The sequence below is a fragment of the Hydrogenophaga aquatica genome (assembly GCF_054780915.1).
This window is the reverse complement of the sequence record NZ_BAAGVK010000015.1, coordinates 28,627-45,570: the sequence shown is the minus strand read 5'-3', so window position 1 is coordinate 45,570 and position 16,944 is coordinate 28,627. Positions and strand designations below refer to the sequence as shown.

Genomic DNA, 16,944 nt, shown 5'->3' with positions numbered 1-16,944 from the left:
TAGCAGGAACTCGTCAGCGCGGCCCATGGCGCGCGATGTGCGCCGCCACCCGAGCCGCCACGCGCGCGGTCAGGCCATCGCGGTCCAGCCCTGGGTTGAGTTCGGCAATGTCGGCGGCCACCAGCTTGCCTGCAGACAGCACCTCGTCCATCAGCGCCAGCACGCGGGCCAGCGGCACACCCAGGGCAGCGGGGGCTGAAACGCCAGGCGCCTGCCCGCCGGGCAGCACGTCCAGGCACACGGTCAGGTACACGGCGTCGCACTGGGCCAGGTCCTGTGCCAATGCCTGCCTTGCCTGTTCCACGCCGTCGTCCGTCTGCAAGGCGTCGTCGAGCCAGTAGCGCACGCCCCAGGCATCGGCCCGCTCGAACAGGGCCTGTGTGTTGGCAAAGCGGCTGATGCCCAGCACGCGGTAGTCGAACGGCCGTCCCTGGCTTACGCACCAATCGTGTATCTGGCGAAAAGGCGTGCCCGAATTGGCCTGCGCGGCCTGGCGCAGGTCGAAGTGCGCGTCGAAGTTGACGATGAGCACGCGCTTGTCGTGAGGGCGGGCCTGGGCAATGCCCTGGAAGGTGCCCCAGGCCACCTCGTGCCCACCGCCCAGCACCAGCGGCAGACAGCCCTGCTTCATGGCTTGCGCCACACGGTTGCCCAGTGCGGCCTGCGCGGCTTCCAGTGCGCCGCCTTCGCAATGCACGTCGCCAGCGTCCCACAGGGCGGGCTCGCCCAGCACGGGCAGGCTGGCCAACGCACCACGCAGGGCGCGCGGCCCTTCGGCGGCGCCCGCACGCCCAGCATTGCGGCGCACGCCCTCGTCCACGGCAAAGCCCATCAGGGCCACGCCGCCTTGGCTTTGACCATCAAAGGGCCGCACGTGCTGGTGCCAGCGCGTGCTGACGCCGGTTTCCTCGCTGTCCACACGGCCTTGCCAGATGAATGGAATCGTCATTGGGTGATGTCCTGACCGGCCAGCACCGTGCCCTTGCACGGGTTGTGGCCAAACCAATAGGTGAGTTCGTTCGGGTGTTCCAGGTCCCACACAGCCAGGTCGGCGCGCTGGCCCGCCGCCAGGGTGCCGCGGTCTGCCAGACCCAGGGCACGGGCAGCGTTCACGGTGATGCCGCGCACCGCCTCCAGCGGCGTCAGCCGGAAGAAGGTGCACGCCATGTGTGCCGACAAGGGCAGGGACAGCCCGGGCGATGTGCCTGGGTTGTGGTCGGTGGAAACGGCCATGGGCACGCCCGCCTCGCGCAACGCGGCAATGGGCGGCAGCTTCGTTTCACGAAGCATGTAGAAGGCCCCGGGCAGCAGCACCGCCACGGTTCCCGCAGCGCGCATGGCGGCAATGCCCGCGTCGCTCAGGTACTCCAGGTGATCGCAAGACAAGGCCCCGAAGGCGGCGGCCAGCTCTGCGCCGCCCTGGTCGGACAGTTGTTCGGCGTGCAGCTTCACGGGCAGGCCCAGGGCCTGCGCGGTCTCGAACACGCGGCGCGTCTGCGCGGGGGTGAAACCCACGTTCTCGCAGAAGGCGTCCACGGCGTCGACCAACCCGTCAGCGTGCAGCTGGCCCATCCAGGCGCACACGGCGTCCACGTAGGCGTCCTGCCGCCCGTCGAACTCTGGCGGCAGCGCGTGCGCGCCCAGGTAGGTGGTGCGCACGTCCACCAAACCGGCTTGCGCCAACCGGCGCGCCACGCGCAGGCAGCGTGCCTCCACCTCCAGCGACAGGCCGTAACCCGACTTCACCTCCAGCGTGGTCACGCCTTGCGCTGCCATCACCTGCACCCGCTTGGCAGCCAGGCGCAGCAGTTCTTCTTCGCTGGCGGCCCGCGTCGCGGCCACGGTGGAACGTATGCCACCGCCCGCGCGTGCAATCTGCTCGTACGTGGCGCCGTTGAGCCGCATTTCGGCCTCGTCGGCACGGCGCCCGCCATAGACCAGGTGCGTGTGGCAGTCCACCAGCCCCGGGGTAACCAGGGCACCACCCAGGTCGCGCTCCTCGTCCACCAACAATCCTGCGGGCAAGGCGCTTTGCGCACCCACCCAGGTGATGTGTTCGCCTTGCATCAACAAGGCCCCTTGGTCGATCAGGCCCCAGCCCTCGCCCGTGAGGGTGGCCAGGCGGGCGTTGCGCCACAGGCGCTTCGTGTTCATGCGTGTGTGTCCTCGTGAAGAATCCACCAGCCTGCCGGGTTGGTGGTGTCGTCGGTATCGGCAACAAACCGCCATTCGCTGCCGCTGGCAGCGTCGTCCCACAACAGCGTGCGTGCGGGCACCGGCACAGACTGCGGCCCGCACTGCCACCGCCCCGGCACGCGGGCAAACAGACCGGCGCGTGCCCCGTAGGCAGGGCGCCAAGGGTTGGCCGCAGGCAGCACAGACACGCTTCCGCCACGGCACATCACGTTCAGGTCGCGCACCGGGCCGTCCAGCAACTGCCCCTGCGGCGGGTCAGCCCCGTCAAAGGTGAGCGGCATGTCCGTGGTGCGCTGCTCCACACGGCGCCCGGGCCAGGTCAACGCCACCCCCGGCCCTTCAAGCACGGCAAACACGCGGGTGACGCCGGGGAAGGCAGAAAAAGGCCCGTCGCTGGCAATGTCGGCCACGCTCACACGCAGCCGCCAGTCGGCAGGGTCGGGCCAGGCCAGCAGTTCGCGCGTCAGCCCGCCGCCGTTGCGCCAGGGCACGGCGGGCACGTCAGCAGCGCTGATGACCTTCACGCCAATCCCCTCACTGCGCCCACAGGGGCGCCAAGGCGTCCTCGTTGCCATCGCCCGCGTGGCCTTCCAGCACCAGCCGGCGCGCAGCTTCAATATCGGGGGCGAACAGCCGGTCGCGGTCGGAGAACGGCACCTGCGCGCGCAGCTTGTCCATCACCTTGCCCAAACGCGCCGACGTGGCCAGTGGACGGTGGAAGTCCACCCCCTGCGCGGCAGCCAGCCATTCAATGCCCAGGATGGTCGCGGTGTTGTCGGCCATTTCGGCCAGGCGCCGCCCGGCGTAGGTGGCCATGCTCACGTGGTCCTCCTGGTTGGCGCTGGTGGGCAGGCTGTCCACGCTCGCCGGGTGGGCTTGCGACTTGTTCTCGGAAGCCAGGGCAGCCGCCGTCACATGGGCGATCATGAAGCCGCTGTTCAGGCCCGGGTTGTCCACCAGGAAGGGCGGCAGGCCCGACAGCGAGCTGTCGATAAGCAGCGCGATGCGCCGCTCAGCCAGCGCACCGATCTCGGCAATGGCCAGCGCCAGCGTGTCGGCCGCGAAGGCCACCGGCTCGGCGTGGAAGTTGCCGCCCGAGATGACCTCGCCCGTGTCGATGAACACCAGCGGGTTGTCGGTCACGGCGTTGGCCTCGGTCAGCAGCGTGCGCGCGGCCTGCACGATCAGGTCGCGGCAGGCGCCCATCACCTGGGGCTGGCAGCGCAGGCTGTAGGGGTCCTGCACGCGCTCGTCGTTGGCCAGGTGCGAACGGCGGATGGCGCTGCCTTCCAGCAATGCGCGCGTGGCTGCGGCAGAGGCGATCTGACCCGGCTGCCCGCGCACCGCGTGGATGCGCGGGTCGAACGGCGCGTCGCTGCCCTTGGCGGCATCCACGCTCAGCGCGCCGGTCACGGTACCCGCTTCCAGCAACCGCTCGGCCATGAACAGGCCGTGCAGCGCCAGCGCCGTGGAGACCTGGGTGCCGTTGATCAGCGCCAGCCCTTCCTTGGCCGCCAGCGTGAGCGGGGCAATACCCGCCTGCTTCAACGCCGCGTCAGCGCGCACCCATTCGCCGTTCACGCGCACATCGCCCTCGCCCATCAGCGCCAGCGTCATGTGCGACAGCGGCGCCAGGTCGCCCGAGGCGCCCACCGAACCCTTGACGGGAATGCGGGGCACGATGCCCGCGTTCAACACGGCCAGCAGGGTATCCACCACCACCGGGCGCACGCCCGAATAGCCGCGCGCCAGGCTGGCCGCCTTCATGGCCACGACCAACCGCGCCGTGGCGTCGCTCATGGGTTCGCCCGTACCCACCGCGTGCGACAGGATCAGGTTGCGCTGCAACTGCTCCAGCTGCTCGTCGGGGATGCGCGTCTTGGCCAGCTTGCCAAAACCGGTGTTGATGCCGTAGGCCGCGTCGCCCTGGGTGACGATGCCGTGGATGGCCTGCGCCGAAGCCTGCATGGCTGCATAGGCAGATTCGGGCAGGCTGGCCTTCACGGGCCCGCGCCAGATGGTGCGCAGATCGGCCAGGGTCATCTGGCCGGGTTTGAGGTTGATGGTTTGTGTCATGACCAACATCATCCGCGCAACATGGGCAGATGCAAGCCCTGTTTCTTCGCAGTCTCGATCGCCAGTTCGTAGCCTGCGTCAGCGTGGCGCATCACGCCCGAACCGCAGTCGTTCACCAGCACACGTGCCAGGCGCTCGGCAGCGGCATCGGTGCCGTCAGCCACGATCACCATGCCCGAGTGCTGCGAGTAGCCCATACCCACGCCACCACCGTGGTGCAGGCTGACCCAGCTGGCGCCACCCGCCGTGTTGAGCAGCGCATTCAGCAGCGGCCAGTCGCTCACAGCGTCGGTGCCGTCCTTCATGCCTTCGGTCTCGCGGTTGGGGCTGGCCACCGAACCGGTGTCCAGGTGGTCGCGGCCAATCACGATGGGCGCCTTCAGCTCGCCCTTGCGCACCATCTCGTTGAACGCCAGGCCAGCCAGGTGACGTTCGCCCAGGCCCAGCCAGCAGATGCGTGCGGGCAGCCCCTGGAAGCTGATGCGCTCGCGCGCCATGTCCAGCCAGCGGTGGGTGTGCTTGTTGTTGGGGAACAGCTCCTTGATCTTGGCATCGGTCTTGTAGATGTCCTCCGGGTCGCCCGAAAGCGCCACCCAGCGGAACGGGCCCTTGCCCTCGCAGAACAGCGGGCGGATGTACGCAGGCACAAAGCCGGGAAAGTCGAACGCGTTCTTCACGCCCTGGTCAAACGCCACCTGGCGGATGTTGTTGCCGTAGTCCACCGTGGGAATGCCCATGGACTGGAAGTCCAGCATGGCCTGCACGTGCACGGCGCAGCTGCGTGCAGCTTCTTCGGTCAGGCGCTTGTGCTGGGCCGGGTCTTTTTGCGCGGCCTTCCAGTCGGCCACAGACCAGCCCAGTGGCAGGTAGCCGTTGATCAGGTCGTGTGCCGAGGTCTGGTCGGTCACCAGGTCGGGCTTGATGCCACCGGCCTTGGCACGTTTCACCAGTTCGGGCAGCACCTCTGCCGCGTTGCCCAGCAGGGCGATGGACACGGCCTCTTTCTTTGCGGTGTGCTCTTTGATGAGTTCGAGCGCGTGGTCGATGTCGCGCGCCTGCTTGTCCACATAACGCGTGCGCAGGCGGAAGTCGATGCTGCTCTGCTGGCACTCGATGTTCAACGAGCACGCCCCCGCCAGCGTGGCCGCCAGCGGCTGCGCACCGCCCATGCCGCCCAGACCAGCTGTGAGTATCCACCTGCCAGACAGGTCGTTGTTGTAGTGCTGGCGGCCTGCCTCCACAAAGGTCTCGAACGTGCCCTGCACAATGCCCTGGCTGCCGATGTAGATCCAGCTGCCTGCCGTCATCTGGCCGTACATGAACAGTCCCTTGCGGTCCAGTTCGTTGAAGTGCTCCCAGTTGGCCCACTTGGGCACCAGGTTGGAGTTGGCCAGCAGAACGCGCGGGGCGTTGCTGTGCGTCTTGAACACGCCCACCGGCTTGCCCGACTGGATCAGCAGCGACTCGTCGTCGTTCAGCTCGCGCAGCGTTTCCAGGATCTTGTCGAAGCAGGCCCAGTCACGCGCGGCACGGCCAATGCCGCCGTACACCACCAGGTGCTGCGGGTTCTCGGCCACTTCAGGGTCCAGGTTGTTCTGGATCATGCGGTACGCCGCTTCGGCGATCCAGTTCTTGCAGTTCAGCTGGTTGCCGCGCGGTGCGCGGATGACGCGGCTGGTGTCCAGGCGGGGGTCGGTTGGGGTGATCATGTCAAATCTCCGGTGAGGGGCAGGGTCAGGCGATCCAGCCCTGGGCAAAGGCCAGGTGACCGACAGCTGCGGCCAACAACAGGCTGAGGACGGTTCGCACGAACCAGATGGCAACCATCTGGCGCAGCGACAGCGGAATGCGCGTGGCGAGCACGCACGGAATGGAACCCGAGAAGAACAGCACCGAGCTGACCGACACCACGGCGGCCACGTAGCGCACCACGGGGTCGGCACCCTTCAGCTGAATGGCGGGCAGGAACATCTCGGCCAGGCCAGACGCCAGGGCCTTGGCCGTCAGCATGGGTTCGGCCAGACCGGCCAGCCACACGAAGGGCACCAGCAGCAGGCCCAGCACGTCGAACACGGGCGTGTAACGGGCCAGCAGCAGCCCGATCAGGCCCACCGCCAGGATGGTGGGCACCACCGCGCTGGCCATGGCAATGCCGTCGCGCAGGTTGTCGCGCAGCACGCGCCACAGGGCCGGTGCTGCCTGCGCCTGGCTCAGGCCAGCGTCCCACGCGGCCTGCCAGCGGGTGCGGCCTGCGGGCAGGCTGCCGCTCACGCCGCCGCTGTTGTCCATGCGGGAAATGGGGGGCATGCGGGTGGTGATGGCAGTCACGGCGAACGCGATCACGAAGGTGGACCAGAAGTAGAAATTCCAGGCCCCCATCAGTCCCAGCGTCTTGGCCACGATGACCATGAACGCTGCAGACACCGTGGAGAACCCCGTGGCGATGATGGCGGCCTCACGGGCGGTGTACTTGCCTTCCAGGTACACGCGGTTGGTGATGAGCAACCCCACCGAATAACTGCCCACGAAAGACGCCACCGCGTCGATGGCCGAGTGCCCCGGCGTGCGCCAGACCGGCCGCATCACGGGCTGAAGCAGCACACCCACCATCTCCAGCAAGCCAAACCCCACCAGAAAAGCCAGCGCAATGGCACCCAGCGGCACGATCAGCCCCACCGTCAGTGCCAGCTTGTCAAACAGGAAGGGCAGCATGTCCTTTTCGAACAGCGGCGCGGGCCCCACCTTCAGTAGGTACATCAAGGCCAGCACCAGCCCCAGCACCTTGAGCGCGCTGAACACCGCCGTGGTGGTGTTGCGCCGCCAGGTGCGTTGCACGAAAGGCGCGGCCGCACCCCAGGCCATCAGCGCCAGCACGAAAGCAATCGCCAGCGGCCGCTGCGTCGTTGCAAGCCAGCTGGCCGCGTGGTCGAACAGGATGGTGGACTTGCCGCCGATGTCGACGGGCAGAAAGAACATCACCAAGCCGATCGCGCTGTAGGCGATCAGCCGCAGTAAGGCGGCAGGCCGGCCCGACGCGTTGGCGGTGACGACGCTGGTGTTCATAAACATCTCCTCGGGTGGACTTGGATAGACAAATACGTTCGATGACTTGAAAGTCATATATACAACTTTATGGAACATAATCCCTTCTGTCAATACAACAGCGCACCTGAAAGGATCGGGGAAAACCCTATGTCCGACAAGCTGCCCGCCTACGAGCAAATCAAGCGCCACGTGCTGGCGCGCATCCACGACGGCACCTGGAAGGAAGGCGACGCCATTCCCAGCGAAGAGGCGTTGGCTCGCGAATTCGGCGTGTCACGAATGACCGTCAACCGTGCCATTCGCGAACTCAGCGACGAGCAGATCGTGGAGCGCGTGCAGGGTTCAGGCACCTTCGTGGCGCAGCAGAAGTACCAGGCCACGCTGGTGGAGATACGCAACATTGCCGACGAGATTGCCGCGCGCGGTCACCGGCACCGCAGCGAGTTGCAGCTGCTGGAACGCACCCGGGCCAGCGAGGCCCTGGCCCGCCGCTTTGGCATCAAGCCTGGGGACGCGCTCTTCCACTCGGTGGTGGTGCACTTCGAGAACGGCCAGCCCATCCAGGTGGAAGACCGCCACGTGAACCCCCGCGTGGCACCGGATTACCTGGCTCAAGACTTCAACAGCCAGACGCCCAACGCCTACCTCATGCGCGTGGCGCCGCTGCAGGGCGTGAGCTTCGAGATCGAGGCCAGCGCCCCGCCCCGGCATGTGGGCGAACTGCTACACATGCCCCCGGGCGAGCCCTGCCTGGTGCTGCACCGGCAAACACATTCACAGGGCCAGGTTGCCTCGGTCGCCGTCATGTGGCACCCAGCCTCGCGCTACCGCTTCGCGGGCAGCTTCTGAGGGGTTATGGCACCACCGAATGCACGCGCTTGAGGCAGCGCAGCGCAAAGGTGGAGCGGCTGTGGCGGATACCCGGCAGCTTGTAGAGCTTCTGGCGCAGGAAGCGCTCGTAACCTTCGGTGCCCGACACCGCCACCTTCACCAGGTAGTCGTACTCCCCGGTGATGAGGTAAGCCTCCATCACCTCGGGCAGTTCCGCCAGGGCCTCGCCGAAGCGCCGGAAGATGTCGTCGTCGTGCCGGTCCAACGTCACCTCGATGATCACCACATCGGGCAGGCCCAGCGCGTGCTGGTCCAGGATGGCGGCGTAACCGCTGATGAACCCGGTCTCTTCCAGCGCCTTCACACGGTTCCAGCATGGCGTGGGGGACAGGTGCACCGCATCCGCCAACTTCTGGTTGCTGACGCGGCCGTCCTTGCTCAACACCCGGAGTATCTGACGATCGGTTTCGTCCAGCTGACCATCTTTCATGAGGGCTCCTCCCGAAGCAGACTTCAACAGGAAGATTATCCCTAAAAATCAAATAATCAAGGAATATCCTTCCAGAGTATACCCCATTTCAGCAGCACAAAAGAAGCACATTCCGGGTGCAAAGCCATAAGATTATCTCGTGCTCACAAGGCATCCGGTGACCAGCCACCTCGTCTTCCCTTACCGGGGAAGACGAGCGTGCGGCCAGCACCCAGGGCTGCCGCGAGCCGGGCCCCGGGTGAATTCAGCTCTTCATTCCAGGCTGCCGACGGTCCTGGGAAGAAATTGCAGACTTGCCCCTTGAAGATAGGTCGTCACCCCGCCACGGGAAAGCGGTCTGGCAAACAGGTAGCCCTGAAGGTAATCGCAACGGTTTTCGGCCAGCCAGTCCATTTGCGACGCCGTTTCCACCCCCTCGGCCGTCACGGCCAGCCCCAGGCTGTGCGCCATGGAAAGGATGGACCCGATCAGGAGCCGGTCGTCCTCGTGCGTGTCGATCCGGGACACAAACGTCTTGTCGATTTTCAGGCCGTCGATCTTGTACTGGCTCAGGTAGGCCAGGGAAGAGTACCCCGTGCCAAAGTCGTCCAGCACCACCCGGATCCCCAACGCCTTCACTTCCAGCAGCCATTTCTTGAAATCCACCGGGCTCGATATCAGGACCGACTCCGTGATCTCGATCAGGATCTGGTCACCGCTGACGCCGTGGTCATCAAGCAGCTGGCGGATCTTGCTGGCGGGCAACTTGTCGGGCACCTGCTGGCTCGACACGTTGATCGCCACGCTGAGCTGCAGGCCGTCGTCACGCCAGGCACGCACCTGCCGGCAACACTCCTCGAATACCCAGTTCCCGATATCTGCGATCAATCCCGAGTCTTCGGCGATGGGGATGAACTCTGCCGGGCTGATCGGCCCCAGGCTGGGGGAGTTCCAACGCAGCAGCGCCTCCAGATGCGAGACCTCGCCGGTCGACGTCAGAACGATCGGCTGGTATTCCACGCGCAGCTGGTCTTCTGCGATGGCGCTCCGCAACTCGCTCTCCAGCGCGTAGGCACGCTTGCGGCGCTCCACCAGGTCACGGCTGAAGAACTCCAGGCTGTTCGGGCCCAGCTGCCGCGCGCTTCGCATGGCCAATTCCGCGTTGTGCAACAGCTCGGTGGGCTCCTGTCCATCCTCCGGGAAGACCGACACCCCGGCGCTCACCGAAACCCACGCTTCCGCGCCGTCCAGCACGTACCGCCCGCTCACGTGCTCGATGATTCTTTGCACTTCGCCCCGCACACCACTGCGCTCGCGCTCCTCCGGCAACGCGATCAGGAAGTCGTCTGCCCCGATCCTGGCAATCCACGCCGTCTTCGTTGCGCTGGCTTGAATGCGGTCGGAAACCTTCTTCAGGAGCAGGTCCCCGGCGGCGTAGCCGAAGCTGTCGTTGATCTGCTTGAAGTTGTCCAAGTCCAGCAGAATGACGGTCAGGACAGCCGGGCCACGGGTGTCGTTGATCTTTCTCGCCAACGCTTCGACAAAAAACTTCCGGCTGTAGAGCCGCGTCAATGGGTCATAGGTCTGCTGCTCCCGCAGCTTCTTGTTGGCTTCCACCTGGCTCGACACGTCCACGAAGGAAACCACGGCACCCACCACCTGGTCATCCTGCAGCGTGGGGGCAACGGTGAACTTGATGTAGTAGATGGCCCCGTCCTTCCGGCGGAACTTCGTCACGCCACCTTGAACGGTGACGTTCTTTGTCATCGCCTCCTCCACGGGAGACGCGCCATCCGCCACAGGCCGGCTGCCAGCCATCGTTTCCGCGACCATGCGGTAGACAGAGCGCCCGATCAGCTCGTTCGCGGCATAACCCGATATGTTCACCGCCCCGGCATTGACATACTGGATCACCCCTTCGCGGTCCACACCGAATATGCCGTGTGCCGCCGTCGAAAGGATTTCGGTTGCACGGCTCTTGGCCGTGGCCAGCTGGTCCTCTTCGGCCAACATCCTTTCCTTGAGCTTGCGTGACCTGACCTGGGCATAGGCCATGCCACCCCCGATGGCCAGCATGAAGATCACAGCCAGCGGCAGGAGCTTTTTCAGGATTGACACGCCCGGCGTGGGAGGCTCCCAGCTGACAACTCCCCAGGGAGCGCCATCCAGCAAAGCCACCGGCAACTCCACCGGATGCGACATGTCCTGAAGTTTGCCGACCGCGATCTTTTCAACCGCCATCAGCCGCCCGATGTTGTCGAGCACCTTGCCCTCCAGCCGCCTCGCAAACACCAGCGTGGCGTTTTCATCGGGAATCGTGAGGTTGTCTTCGGTGCTGGCCAGGGTTGCGGCGGCGGCCATCATGATGGCACCGTCCAGCTCGATGTAGCCCACGGCAACGGCTTCTTCCGCGTCAGCCGTACGGGGCTTGGCCCTGGCGCTCTCGATGAGCGCCTGAAGCGACGGGGTCAGCTCGATTTTCGGCCCGCCCTTGTCAGCGGCGCTGTGAAACAGCAACTGGTTCTGCCCCGTCACGAAGAGACTGTGGTCCAGCTTGAAGCCGTTGACGGCGAAATCACCGGCATTGTCTTTCCACCACACGGGGTCGGGTTCAATGGCGAGCTTCTGAACCGCTTCCGTCCAGTTGGAATAGTCCCTTACATGAGAGGCAAGCTGCATCCCATAGAGCTCCGCCAGCCCACGGAACTGCCGGCGCGAATCCTCCGCAACCAGCTTGTCCTGCGACGACGCGGCCACATACAGCCCCGCGGAAAAAATCGCCAGACACGCCACCACGGTTGTCACGACAGCCACCTTGAGCGTCGTCAACATCCGTAAACCTGGCGATGGGTCAACGTTTTCCACGGGTCTGGTGTCTTGCATGCATCATGCCTCTCTGCTGTGCCGCCTTGGGCGGTCTGGTGCGCAAGAGGTTAGCACCATTTTCCAACGGGCACCCCCTGTGACATGTCATTCACCACCGGGGGTTGCAGCCGCCCTTTTTCAGAAACTGTCCCAGTCGCCGTCCCGCGCTTTGGCCCCGGAAACCACCGAAGGCACGCCCCCGGCGGCGGCATGGGCCAGTTGAACGGTTGCAGGCAGTTTACCTTTCGGCTCCAGCCGTTTGGCAGCGGCGGCTGCGGTGTGCAGCACGGCTTTCGCCCGGCTTGGTGCAGGCTTCTTGATGGTCTGGGGCACGCCCACCGGGACGTGCTGGCCACCGTCCTGCGCCAGCTTGAACACACCCACCACCTGGGTGAGCCGCGCAGCCTGCTGCTGCAGGCTGTCCGCCGCCGCCGCAGACTCCTCCACCAACGCCGCGTTCTGCTGCGTCACCTGGTCCAGCTGCTGCACCGCCTCGCCCACCTGCGAGATACCCGTCGCCTGCTCGTTGCTCGCTGCAGTGATCTCGCTGATCAGGTCATTCACCCGCTTGACCTGCGTGACGATGTTGCTCACGCTTTCGCCTGCCTGCCCCACCAGCGCCGATCCGGCTTCGACCTTCTCCACGCTCGCGGTGATCAGGTCCTTGATCTCCTTGGCCGCGCTGGCACTCTTTTGCGCCAGGCTGCGCACCTCGCCCGCCACCACAGCAAAGCCCCGGCCCTGCTCGCCAGCGCGTGCCGCTTCCACCGCGGCATTGAGCGCCAGGATGTTGGTCTGGAAAGCAATGCCGTCAATGACGCTGATGATGTCGGCAATCTTCTTGGAGCTGGTGGTGATCTCGTCCATGGTGGTCACGACCTGGCCCACCACCTCGCCGCCATGCGCCGCCGCGCTGCTGGCCCCCTGGGCCAGCTGGCTGGCCTGGCGGGCCGTCTCGGCGTTCTGGTTGACCGTGGCGGTCAACTCTTCCATCGACGCCGCCGTCTCCTCAAGGTTCGATGCCTGCTCCTCGGTCCGCTGCGACAGGTCTGCGTTGCCCGTGGCAATCTCGGTGGAGCCCGTGGCAATCGAATCGCTCGCCTGGCGCACCTCTGTCACGATCTTCACCAGGCTTTCGTTCATCCCAGCCAGCGCCTTGAGCAGTTGCGCGGTCTCATCCTTGCCTTCCACCTCAACCCTGGACGTCAAATCCCCCGCAGCCACCGTCTCGGCCAGCTTGACGGCCTGCGTCAGGGGCCGTGTGATGGAGCGGCTGATGATGGTTCCCATCAGAACACCGATGAACACCGAAACCCCAATGACCACCAGCATCAGCACCACGCTTCGCTCATACAGGACCGTCGTGTCCTCGGAAGCCTGCGCCGCCCGGCGCTCCTTTTGATCACCCAACTCGGTCATGGCATCGTCGATCACCTTGGCGTGCCTGGCTACCACCGCCAGCGCCTGGTTCAGTTCCTCGCTGCGCTGGGCGAGCGGCTCGTTCGCGGCCAGCGACAGAACCTTCTGCATCGCATTTTCATAGCTCTTTCCTTCCTGGGCAATCACATTGAACAAACGCTTGGCTTCGTCTGAAAAGAACAACGGCTTGGCTTTTTCAAGATAGGTGTCAAAGTCCTTCATGAACCGTTCAATGCCTTCCTTGGTCTGCCTGCGCTCCTCCTCACTGGTCGCCAGCAGGTAGTTGCCCCGCGCCCTGCCAATGTAGACGAGGTTGATGTTGGCGTCCTTGATGTGGGACATGCCCTGCACCTCGTTGAGGTACATCGCATCGGCCATGTCGTTGATCTTGCTCATGTTCATGATGCCGATCACCCCCACCACACCCAGCAGTGCGAGCAACAGCCCGAAAGCGGCGAACAGGCGGCTGCCCACCTTCAGATTCTTGATGAGATTCATGTCTGCCTCTATGAGTTTGATGGGAGAACTTCAAGCCAGGGCTTGCTGTGCAAGCTGGATGTCGTCAGCCGACAGCAAGCGGCTGATGTCCAGGAGAATCAGCATGCGGTGTTCGTCACCCTGCTCCACGGTGGCGATGCCGGTGATGTAGCCCGCGTCCTGGTCCGTCTGGATGTCTGGCGGGGGTTTGATCTGTGGCCCGGTCAGCGCAATCACGTCTGACACCGAGTCGACCACGATGCCCACCACCTGCTGCCCGATATTGAGCACGATGGTCACCGTGAGGTCGTTGTAGACGACGTCACGCTCGCGCAATTTGATGCGCAGATCCACGATGGGAACGATGACACCACGCAGGTTCAGCACTCCCTTGATGAACCTCGGTGCATTCGCGATGCGCGTGGGCTCGGTGTATCCCCGTATCTCTTGCACCACGAGTATCGGGATGCCGTAGTCCTCGCCACCCAGGCGGAAGGTCAGGTATTCGCCGTCCCGGGACCGGTCGGCTATTTTGGTTTCGTTCCCCACAACACCTCCTCGTCACAACATGACCAACTTACAAAACTTTATGACATCGATTGTGTATTCAATAAAAAAAAGCGTCAAGGAAAATAAAATTAGTGTTGTATATTTGGATTTCATAAATGTCATTTTTATCCGAGTGACAGACCAAGCAACGCGCTGTAGAGGGGACGTCGCTTGCGGCCACAACCAACAAGGCCTCACATGACATCCACCTGCGGCGCCACACACACATACGAAGGCCCCCCCCGATGCCCAACAACCTGCGAGGGGTCCATTTGGGGCACCACCATCGCTCGCCAGCACCATCCTCAGCCTTTATGCAGGCGGTTCTAGTAAGCTACAAAAATCGACAAGCAGTGCAGAACAACGGTTAAGATAAAGTTATCATTTCACAAGAAAAATTATTCATCACTTTATGACAACAAGAAAGAAAATCATTTTCAGGAATCAGTCAACTCAACAGATGGTGTAAAACCGGTATACACAGACCAACTTACTCGAATGGACCCGTCTGCCCCTCGATCACAACTGGCTGTAACCGAGCTTGCTTTGCCGCGCAATATTGCTCTGGTTGACGCCGATGCTGCTTCAAGCGCGTTGCTGGCCAGCGCGCTTGAGGCAAAACGCGTGCAGGTGACGACCTACGCCTGCGCCGAAGACCTGCTGGTCGACCACGCCCCATTTGCCTTCGAGCAGTACATCATCGAATGCGAACTGCCTGGGATTGACGGGCGCCAGCTTCTGCAGATGCTGCGACGGCGCACGCAAGCCGGTGCGCTCATGCTCACGACCGACCCGGAAGACACCATGTTTGTTGGAGCAATGGACGCTGGCGCGGACATGCTGCTGCTCAAACCGGTCAATCCGGTGCAGGTGCTGGCAGCGGTGAGGGCGATACACCGGAGATCTACCCCCCCACGGGACAATGACGAACACTGGCTGCTTGACGCAGAAAACCGCCGTCTTCTGACCCCCCAACAAATCGCAATTGACCTGAGCGCGACCGACTTTGCAGTGATGAATTGCTTCGTCGCGGCCGGCGGACACCCGGTGAGCAAGGCGGACCTGAACGCCAGCATCGGCCGTGTTCCCACGGACGAGCTGGACAATGGGCTGCACGCCATCATTTACCGGCTTCGCAAACGCATTGAAAGGGCATCGTCCTCTGCTGTGCCCTTGCACACAGTTCCCGGGGCAGGCTATGTCTTCAAAGGCAAGCTGAGCAGCGCCGGTGCTCAGTAGGCAATTCCCTGCGGCAGCGCCAAGTTGGCCACCCAGGTGCGGGAGTCGGTGGCATGGCCCCGATTGAACTGCAACACGCCGCCATGGTTCTCCACGATTTTCCTGGCAACGTACAAACCCAGTCTCTTGCCCCCGCTGTAAACGTCCTCCTCGGACATCTGCCCGTACTGCGAAGGCAACGTATTCTTGCCCTCCTGGGTGGCCCCAGCGATGCACATGTGCAGGGACAGGGTCTCGTCATCGTCCCAGATATCCCATGTAACCACTTCGTCAGAGTTACACAAGACAAGCGCCCTCGCCAACACGTTTTTCAGAGCGTGTCTCATGAGGTTGACGTCCAGTTCCACGATTCGTGACTCGGCAAGATTGTTGATGCGCAACCGCTGCACCGCGTCGGGCAGGTCCAGATCGGCGGTGACAAGTTCAATGAGCGTTCCCAACTCCATTTCCGTCTTGCGGGGCCGGAACTTTTGTTGGGACAAGGCAATAGCCGTCGACGTGTCGTCTACCGACTGAATGACATCTCGCAAAAGTTCTTGGGCTGACTTCAGATAGGCACGGGGAACATGCCCCAGGGACGGAGACGGGCCATGCACTGCCGCGCTGCTCTCAAGCAAGGCGCCACGCACCCTGTTCAACGCCTGACTGACCGGTGATCGAACCTCTTTCGTGAGCATCGTGAGCAAACGGGCTTTTTCAGACAGCCGCTGGGCCAATTGGACGCTCTGCGCATCCATCGCCGTCTTGGCCTCCAATTCGCGACTGGTCTGCATCAGTACTCGGTGCGAACGCTCCAGAGAAAGCCCCAGATAGCCATAACTGCCATACAGACTTGCCAGAACCAGCGCCACCATGTTCAACAGCCAATCGATATCGTTCCACGCCTCGTCAGCCAACTGTGTATGGTCGTGCAAGCCCCAAAGCGCAAGACGCAATATCAATGTGAACACATAAAAACCGTAGGCAATGGCAAGCAGCGCGGCATTCGCAAGCCTTTCCTTGCGGTGAAGAACAACAGCTTGCCACGCCAGCCAGGCCGCACCAGCCATCTGCCCGAAATGAAACAGCGCGGCATCCATCAGCAGGCGCCCGCCTTCCAACCCTGAGACGCCGTAAACCGCCACCAGCCAAACGCCAGCACAAAGACCAACCCACAGCCAAGGCATGTGCAGGGACATGTCGCGCCGAATAGCCGCCACCCGCAGCACGTAACCCAGCACACTCAAGGCGGCCCCGAACGTGATTCCAGCAGACAGTCCCGTCCACCCGACCCAGCCGAGTACGCCCCACCCCAGACCACTCATCATGGCGCCACCGCACCAATAAGCTGCCGAAACCCGATCGGCTTGATGCGCCAGCACTGTCCACAGGGTGATGGCGACCAACGCATACAACCCTCCCAAGGGGACGTATGCCGTCAGAGGCGTCAGAACCAGCTGGTCCATTCCACAACCCTCAAAATGATCATATTTTCAAAAATTTTATCTGCAAAAAGTTTTTTCCACAAATGGAAAGTATTTGGAATCAACAAAATCATTTAATAATTCATTTATCACTCATTTTATGATGATAAATGATAAATCAAGTTTCCAACGGGAACACTCACCCAGAAACCCATTCTGGCCTCGTGGAGTTAAGGTCGCCTTGCCCAAGACGGTGCTCTCATCACACGCCGACAGCGCACGGAGACCTACCCAGCCCGGCGTCGCTCATGCCAACAAACTGGCCCCAGAACGAGAGAGTCTGACCACCCCGTCAGGCATCCCATCACGCCCTTT

General features: G+C 63.4%; 13 protein-coding genes. 2 read left to right on the top strand and 11 right to left on the bottom strand.

Annotated elements, in window-relative coordinates; all coding sequences use genetic code 11:
• Nucleotides 1-13 precede the first annotated feature (13 nt).
• The 6 genes from hutG to ACYVHH_RS12775 are packed head-to-tail and all read right to left on the bottom strand — an operon-like array spanning nt 14 to nt 7,335.
• Nucleotides 14-949 carry a formimidoylglutamase gene (gene hutG / locus ACYVHH_RS12800; protein ID WP_460565558.1) on the bottom strand — a complete coding sequence of 312 codons (936 nt, stop codon included), beginning with the start codon at nt 947-949 and terminating at the stop codon, nt 14-16.
• A complete protein-coding gene (gene hutI, locus ACYVHH_RS12795) occupies nt 946-2,154 on the bottom strand; it encodes an imidazolonepropionase (protein ID WP_460565557.1) in 1,209 nt (402 codons plus the stop codon). Before hutI ends, hutG begins: the two co-directional genes overlap by 4 nt.
• Entirely contained in the window at nt 2,151-2,720 is a 570-nt protein-coding gene (locus ACYVHH_RS12790; RefSeq protein ID WP_460565556.1) for a HutD/Ves family protein, read from the bottom strand. Before ACYVHH_RS12790 ends, hutI begins: the two co-directional genes overlap by 4 nt.
• Nucleotides 2,721-2,730: 10 nt before the next feature.
• Nucleotides 2,731-4,272 carry a histidine ammonia-lyase gene (gene hutH / locus ACYVHH_RS12785; RefSeq protein ID WP_460565554.1) on the bottom strand — a complete coding sequence of 514 codons (1,542 nt, stop codon included), beginning with the start codon at nt 4,270-4,272 and terminating at the stop codon, nt 2,731-2,733.
• A gap of 8 nt (nt 4,273-4,280) precedes the next feature.
• Nucleotides 4,281-5,981, bottom strand: coding sequence for a urocanate hydratase (gene hutU / locus ACYVHH_RS12780; RefSeq protein WP_460565553.1), 1,701 nt, complete (start codon nt 5,979-5,981; stop codon nt 4,281-4,283).
• A 25-nt stretch (nt 5,982-6,006) separates the two neighbouring features.
• On the bottom strand, nt 6,007-7,335 hold the full coding sequence (locus ACYVHH_RS12775; RefSeq protein ID WP_460565552.1) for a YjiH family protein: 1,329 nt from the start codon (nt 7,333-7,335) through the stop codon (nt 6,007-6,009).
• 129 nt (nt 7,336-7,464) lie between these two features.
• Here ACYVHH_RS12775 and hutC point away from each other — a divergent pair, with 129 nt between their 5' ends.
• The gene (gene hutC / locus ACYVHH_RS12770) at nt 7,465-8,166 is read left to right on the top strand and encodes a histidine utilization repressor (RefSeq protein ID WP_460565551.1); all 702 of its coding nucleotides are present in this window, start codon (nt 7,465-7,467) and stop codon (nt 8,164-8,166) included.
• A gap of 4 nt (nt 8,167-8,170) precedes the next feature.
• Here hutC and ACYVHH_RS12765 read toward each other — a convergent pair whose 3' ends face one another.
• The 4 genes from ACYVHH_RS12765 to ACYVHH_RS12750 all read right to left on the bottom strand — a co-directional run bounded on the left by ACYVHH_RS12765 (nt 8,171) and on the right by ACYVHH_RS12750 (nt 13,927).
• Nucleotides 8,171-8,638, bottom strand: a complete 468-nt coding sequence (locus tag ACYVHH_RS12765) for an Lrp/AsnC family transcriptional regulator (RefSeq protein WP_460565550.1) — start codon at nt 8,636-8,638, stop codon at nt 8,171-8,173.
• A gap of 252 nt (nt 8,639-8,890) precedes the next feature.
• Nucleotides 8,891-11,449, bottom strand: a complete 2,559-nt coding sequence (locus ACYVHH_RS12760; protein WP_460565549.1) for a bifunctional diguanylate cyclase/phosphodiesterase — start codon at nt 11,447-11,449, stop codon at nt 8,891-8,893.
• A 171-nt stretch (nt 11,450-11,620) separates the two neighbouring features.
• Nucleotides 11,621-13,399, bottom strand: coding sequence for a methyl-accepting chemotaxis protein (locus ACYVHH_RS12755; protein ID WP_460565548.1), 1,779 nt, complete (start codon nt 13,397-13,399; stop codon nt 11,621-11,623).
• A gap of 30 nt (nt 13,400-13,429) precedes the next feature.
• A complete protein-coding gene (locus ACYVHH_RS12750; RefSeq protein ID WP_460565547.1) occupies nt 13,430-13,927 on the bottom strand; it encodes a chemotaxis protein CheW in 498 nt (165 codons plus the stop codon).
• Between the two features lie 498 nt (nt 13,928-14,425).
• Here ACYVHH_RS12750 and ACYVHH_RS12745 point away from each other — a divergent pair, with 498 nt between their 5' ends.
• Entirely contained in the window at nt 14,426-15,166 is a 741-nt protein-coding gene (locus tag ACYVHH_RS12745; RefSeq protein ID WP_460565546.1) for a response regulator transcription factor, read from the top strand.
• On the opposite strand, the gene ACYVHH_RS12740 is transcribed toward ACYVHH_RS12745, so the two are convergent.
• Nucleotides 15,160-16,611, bottom strand: a complete 1,452-nt coding sequence (locus tag ACYVHH_RS12740; protein WP_460565545.1) for an ATP-binding protein — start codon at nt 16,609-16,611, stop codon at nt 15,160-15,162. The two genes, ACYVHH_RS12745 and ACYVHH_RS12740, sit on opposite strands and share 7 nt — an antisense overlap.
• Nucleotides 16,612-16,944: the final 333 nt, after the last annotated feature.

What these genes read in the sequence shown, in the direction of transcription:
- ACYVHH_RS12775 (WP_460565552.1), bottom strand. Translation starts at nt 7,335, where the DNA reads ATGAACACCAGCGTCGTCACCGCCAACGCGTCGGGCCGGCCTGCCGCC.
- hutH (WP_460565554.1), bottom strand. Translation starts at nt 4,272, where the DNA reads ATGACACAAACCATCAACCTCAAACCCGGCCAGATGACCCTGGCCGAT.
- ACYVHH_RS12765 (WP_460565550.1), bottom strand. Translation starts at nt 8,638, where the DNA reads ATGAAAGATGGTCAGCTGGACGAAACCGATCGTCAGATACTCCGGGTG.
- ACYVHH_RS12755 (WP_460565548.1), bottom strand. Translation starts at nt 13,399, where the DNA reads ATGAATCTCATCAAGAATCTGAAGGTGGGCAGCCGCCTGTTCGCCGCT.
- ACYVHH_RS12745 (WP_460565546.1), top strand. Translation starts at nt 14,426, where the DNA reads ATGGACCCGTCTGCCCCTCGATCACAACTGGCTGTAACCGAGCTTGCT.
- hutI (WP_460565557.1), bottom strand. Translation starts at nt 2,154, where the DNA reads ATGAACACGAAGCGCCTGTGGCGCAACGCCCGCCTGGCCACCCTCACG.
- hutC (WP_460565551.1), top strand. Translation starts at nt 7,465, where the DNA reads ATGTCCGACAAGCTGCCCGCCTACGAGCAAATCAAGCGCCACGTGCTG.
- ACYVHH_RS12740 (WP_460565545.1), bottom strand. Translation starts at nt 16,611, where the DNA reads ATGGACCAGCTGGTTCTGACGCCTCTGACGGCATACGTCCCCTTGGGA.
- ACYVHH_RS12760 (WP_460565549.1), bottom strand. Translation starts at nt 11,449, where the DNA reads ATGTTGACGACGCTCAAGGTGGCTGTCGTGACAACCGTGGTGGCGTGT.
- hutG (WP_460565558.1), bottom strand. Translation starts at nt 949, where the DNA reads ATGACGATTCCATTCATCTGGCAAGGCCGTGTGGACAGCGAGGAAACC.
- hutU (WP_460565553.1), bottom strand. Translation starts at nt 5,981, where the DNA reads ATGATCACCCCAACCGACCCCCGCCTGGACACCAGCCGCGTCATCCGC.